General features: G+C 52.3%; 2 tRNA genes and 3 rRNA genes. All 5 read right to left on the bottom strand.

Going from position 1 to position 5,822, the window contains the following annotated elements:
- Positions 1-89: 89 nt before the first annotated feature.
- Positions 90-204 (bottom strand): 5S ribosomal RNA (rrf, locus tag Q0677_RS15045).
- 80 nt (positions 205-284) lie between these two features.
- Positions 285-3,117 (bottom strand): 23S ribosomal RNA (locus Q0677_RS15040).
- A gap of 398 nt (positions 3,118-3,515) precedes the next feature.
- A tRNA-Ala gene (locus Q0677_RS15035) sits at positions 3,516-3,591 on the bottom strand.
- A gap of 7 nt (positions 3,592-3,598) precedes the next feature.
- Positions 3,599-3,675, bottom strand: a tRNA-Ile gene (locus tag Q0677_RS15030).
- Positions 3,676-3,845: 170 nt separating this feature from the next.
- Positions 3,846-5,314, bottom strand: a 16S ribosomal RNA gene (locus Q0677_RS15025).
- The 16S, 23S and 5S rRNA genes sit together here with 2 tRNA genes alongside, the layout of an rRNA operon.
- Positions 5,315-5,822 lie beyond the last annotated feature (508 nt).

Genomic DNA, 5,822 nt, shown 5'->3' with positions numbered 1-5,822 from the left:
CCCCCGAACGCAAGACGCCGGCAGCTTTTGGCTACCGGCGTTTTGTTTTGTTTCATCGTCTGAGAGAATATTTTATTGCTCTTTATTAGGTTTGGCGGTGACCTACTCTCCCACACCTTAAGATGCAGTACCATTGGCGCAACCGTGCTTAACGGCCGAGTTCGGGAAGGGATCGGGTGTTTCACTGGCGCTGTGACCACCAAACCGAATAAAGAGCAATTCCAAGTTTTGTACACTGTGTGATGTATGCTTTTGATTTTCCGTAGAACTGTCTTCTACTGGATCAAATCAAGCCTATCGGACCATTAGTACCAGTCAGCTGAACGTGTTACCACGCTTACACCTCTGGCCTATCGACGAGGTAGTCTTCCTCGGTCCTCAGGGATACCTTGTTTTGAGGGGGGCTTCCCGCTTAGATGCCTTCAGCGGTTATCCTGTCCGTTCATAGCTACCCAGCACTACCGTTGGCACGATAACTGGTCCACCAGTGGAACGTTCACCCCGGTCCTCTCGTACTAGGGGCAACTCCTCTCAAGTATCCTACACCCACGGCAGATAGGGACCGAACTGTCTCACGACGTTCTAAACCCAGCTCACGTACCTCTTTAAACGGCGAACAGCCGTACCCTTGGGACCTGCTCCAGCCCCAGGATGAGATGAGCCGACATCGAGGTGCCAAACACTGCCGTCGATATGGACTCTTGGGCAGTATCAGCCTGTTATCCCCGGCGTACCTTTTATCCGTTGAGCGATGGCCCTTCCACTCGGGACCACCGGATCACTATGGCCGTCTTTCGACTCTGCTCGACTTGTCAGTCTCGCAGTCAGGCTGGCTTCTGCCATTGCACTCAACGAGCGATTTCCGACCGCTCTGAGCCAACCTTCGCGCGCCTCCGTTACTCTTTAGGAGGCGACCGCCCCAGTCAAACTACCCGCCACACAGGGTCCCGGATCCGGATAACGGACCGCGGTTAGACATCAAGCAGAACAAGGGTGGTATCTCAAGGGAGGCTCCACCGGAACTGGCGTTCCGGTTTCAAAGCCCACCACCTATCCTGCACATGTTGTGCCTGATGCCAGTGTGAAGCTGTAGTAAAGGTGCACGGGGTCTTTCCGTCTAACCGCGGGAAGCCTGCATCTTGACAGGCAATTCAATTTCGCTGAGTCGATGTTGGAGACAGCGGGGAAGTCGTTACGCCATTCGTGCAGGTCGGAACTTACCCGACAAGGAATTTCGCTACCTTAGGACCGTTATAGTTACGGCCGCCGTTTACCTGGGCTTCAATTCGGAGCTTGCACTCCTCCTTTTAACCTTCAGGCACCGGGCAGGCGTCAGACCCTATACGTCGTCTTGCGACTTCGCAGAGCCCTGTGTTTTTAGTAAACAGTCGCCACCCCCTGGTTTGTGCCCCCAGTCAATACTTGCGTAGAAACTGGGCCTCCTTCTCGCGAACTTACGGAGGTATTTTGCCGAGTTCCTTCAACATCGTTCTCTCAAGCGCCTTGGTATACTCTACCTATCCACCTGTGTCGGTTTAGGGTACGGTCTCATGAAGGGCTATTTCCAGGAACCGATTAGCAGCCCACCCAATCCGATAAGGGTGAACTACAGTCACGATCCGTCACATCCTTCTGGCCCAGGAATATTAACCTGGTTCCCATCGGCTACGCCTTTCGGCCTCGCCTTAGGGGCCGGCTTACCCTGCTCAGATTAGCTTTAAGCAGGAACCCTTGGATTTTCGGCGAGGGGGTCTCTCACCCCCTTTGTCGCTACTCATGTCATCATTCTCACTAGTGATCTCTCCACCGGATCCCTCACAGGCCGGCTTCATCGAAAGCTCCGATCCTCAAATGCATCCGAAGATGCTAATGAGGAATGGAACTATGTCACACTACGCTCCGCTACCACGTACGATAAATCGCACATCCTAAGCTTCGGCTCATGGCTTGAGCCCCGGTACATCTTCGCCGCAAGACAACTTATTTAGACCAGTGAGCTGTTACGCTATCTTTAAAGGATGGCTGCTTCTAAGCCAACCTCCTGGTTGTTTTGGTCGTCTCACCTGCTTTCCCACTTAGCCATGAATTAGGGGCCTTAGCTGTAGGTCAGGGTTGTTTCCCTCTCCACAACGGACGTTAGCATCCGCTGTGTGTCTGCCATATAGTACTTCCCGGTATTCGGAGTTTGATTAGGATCAGTAAGGCTGTGGGCCCCCATTACCCATTCAGTGCTCTACCCCCGGGAGTATTCGTATGACGCTCTACCTAAATAGATTTCGCGGAGAACCAGCTATCTCCGAGTTTGATTGGCCTTTCACCCCTAGGCACAGCTCATCCCGATCTTTTTCAACAGATGTGGGTTCGGTCCTCCAGTGCGTGTTACCGCACCTTCAACCTGGCCATGCCTAGATCACTCGGTTTCGGGTCTGATCCATCTAACTCATTCGCCCTATTAAGACTCGCTTTCGCTGCGCCTACACCTAACGGCTTAAGCTTGCTAGATAGACCAAGTCGATGACCCATTATACAAAAGGTACGCCGTCAGCTCTCAAGGAGCCTCCGACTGATTGTAGGCGTTCGGTTTCAGGTACTGTTTCACTCCCCTCGTCGGGGTGCTTTTCACCTTTCCCTCACGGTACTGGTTCGCTATCGGTCAGTAAGGAGTACTTAGCCTTCGAAGGTGGTCCTCCGATCTTCAGACAGAATTTCACGTGTTCCGCCCTACTTAATACGTCCAATCATGCTTCATATACGGGACTGTCACCCACTATGGTTGCGCTTCCCAACGCATTCTATCCACACTCATGGCTCGGCTGGTCCCCGTTCGCTCGCCGCTACTAGGGGAGTATCAATTGATTTCCTTTCCTCCGGGTACTTAGATGTTTCAGTTCCCCGGGTTTGCTCTTAAAACCCTATGTATTCAGGTTAAAAGTACCTGTTTCAGAACACTATAAATTACCGAAGTAATTATAATGAACTGTCAGGTGGGTTCCCCCATTCGGAGATCTCTGGGTATAACGGCTATTCTCACCTTCCCAAAGCTTATCGCAGAGTATCACGTCCTTCATCGCCTCTTACTGCCAAGGCATTCACCAAACGCCCTTCTCGCGCTTGATTTGATCCAGAAGAAGACAGGCCTTTTGCGTGTCCCGCTTCTTACCCCGAAGGGCAAACTGGATCAAAAGCATACTTTCCCGCTCCTTACCCTGGAACCTGCGCTGCCGATGTCGGTCGGCCCCACGCAGAGGATAAGGAACTTAAATGAGCAACCTCTCGGCTGCTCGGGTTAGTGTACTTGACTTGGACAACATAATCGTTTCAGCCGGGATACCGTAAAAAGTCCGAGGAAAGGGACTTAAAACAGCCTTCCACCGAAGTGGAACCAACTGAGGTCAGACGCTCACTTGCGTGACCAACTATGTTGTTATTGTATTCTCTCTAAACGATGTAAAAGACGTCCGATTGGACAGCGAAGCATCCAAAGATGCTCGGCAATCTAATCGACAGGAAGGTAATGGTGGAGCCTAGGAGATTCGAACTCCTGACATCCTGCTTGCAAAGCAGGCGCTCTACCAACTGAGCTAAGGCCCCATCTTAATGGTGGGTCGAGGAGGACTTGAACCTCCGACCTCACGCTTATCAGGCGTGCGCTCTAACCACCTGAGCTACCGACCCTTACCAGACCGGCAGGTCTGTCTTTGATATTTTCTGTACTGAAGAGATATGAGGACGGTCCGGTCCGTATACAGTACCCCGAAGGGTCTGCCGATATAGATCTGCAAAGGACAGATCTTGCTAAGTGTATCCACGTGATTGGCGAACCAATCATCTAGGTACATCCTTAGAAAGGAGGTGATCCAGCCGCAGGTTCCCCTACGGCTACCTTGTTACGACTTCACCCCAGTCGCTGATCCTACCGTGGTCCGCTGCCTCCTCAAAGAGGTTAGCGCACGGCCGTCAGGTAGAACCAACTCCCATGGTGTGACGGGCGGTGTGTACAAGGCCCGGGAACGTATTCACCGCGTCATGCTGTTACGCGATTACTAGCGATTCCGACTTCATGGGGTCGAGTTGCAGACCCCAATCCGAACTGAGACATCTTTTGGGGATTAACCCACTGTAGATGCCATTGTAGCACGTGTGTAGCCCAACCCGTAAGGGCCATGAGGACTTGACGTCATCCACACCTTCCTCCGGCTTATCACCGGCAGTTTCTTTAGAGTGCCCAGCCGAACTGCTGGCAACTAAAGACGTGGGTTGCGCTCGTTGCCGGACTTAACCGAACATCTCACGACACGAGCTGACGACAGCCATGCAGCACCTGTCACTGATCCAGCCGAACTGAAGGAAACCATCTCTGGTAACCGCGATCAGGATGTCAAGGGTTGGTAAGGTTCTGCGCGTTGCTTCGAATTAAACCACATGCTCCACCGCTTGTGCGGGCCCCCGTCAATTCCTTTGAGTTTTAATCTTGCGACCGTACTCCCCAGGCGGAATGCTTAATCCGTTAGGTGTGTCACCGAATAGTATACTACCCGACGACTGGCATTCATCGTTTACGGTGTGGACTACCAGGGTATCTAATCCTGTTTGCTCCCCACACTTTCGCACCTCAGCGTCAGTATCGAGCCAGTGAGCCGCCTTCGCCACTGGTGTTCCTCCGAATATCTACGAATTTCACCTCTACACTCGGAATTCCACTCACCTCTCTCGAACTCAAGACTAGCAGTATTAAAGGCAGTTCCGGGGTTGAGCCCCGGGATTTCACCTCTAACTGACTAATCCGCCTACGCGCGCTTTACGCCCAGTAATTCCGAACAACGCTAACCCCCTCCGTATTACCGCGGCTGCTGGCACGGAGTTAGCCGGGGTTTCTTTACCAGGTACTGTCATTATCATCCCTGGCGAAAGAGCTTTACGACCCTAAGGCCTTCATCACTCACGCGGCATGGCTAGATCAGGCTTGCGCCCATTGTCTAAGATTCCCCACTGCTGCCTCCCGTAGGAGTCTGGGCCGTGTCTCAGTCCCAGTGTTGCTGATCATCCTCTCAAACCAGCTATAGATCGTCGTCTTGGTAGGCCGTTACCCCACCAACTAACTAATCTAACGCGGGCTAATCCGATACCGATAAATCTTTCCCCCGAAGGGCGTATAAGGTATTACTCTCCGTTTCCAGAGGCTATTCCTTAGTACCGGGTATATTCCCACGCGTTACTAACCCGTCCGCCGCTCACTCCGAAGAGTGCGCTCGACTTGCATGTGTTAGGCCTGCCGCCAGCGTTCGTTCTGAGCCAGGATCAAACTCTCAAGTTGAAACGCTGTTACCAGCGTATCCTTGACGTTCGAACCTCTGCACATACTGTTGTTTCCAATTGACTTAGAAACGTTCCGGTCCAACCGGCTGGTTGAACCTACTTCTGTTTGTGACATCAGTATCAAAAGATACCGAAAGCCGACAAACAGTGAAGCTGACTATCCATCATCGCTTAGCTCCGAAAAGCCTCGCTAGGTAGTTGGATATATGTGCAGTTGTTTGTTCATCGAATGAACCAAACCGCCCACATATCTCTTCAGATACCATCAATTTCAAAGAGCGTGGATCCTAGTAAAACCAGAACCCAGAGACAAAAACCAACCAGATGCGCTGCCGTTTCCTTTAGCGCGTCCCGCCGATAAGCCTCTGTATTTTAACCAAACTTCGCTTCAGTCCGTGTCTTGCGACCCTGTCGTCCGCGCCGTCTGGCGTCCCGTTGTGCGCCTCAGCGCCGCCGGTGAAGTGGGTTCTAAGGTTACTCACCGACAGCCGCAAGCGCTTTTTTCA

The organism is uncultured Aliiroseovarius sp., assembly GCF_947492455.1.
GTDB lineage: Bacteria > Pseudomonadota > Alphaproteobacteria > Rhodobacterales > Rhodobacteraceae > Aliiroseovarius.
This window is presented reverse-complemented; position numbering and strand designations above follow the sequence as displayed.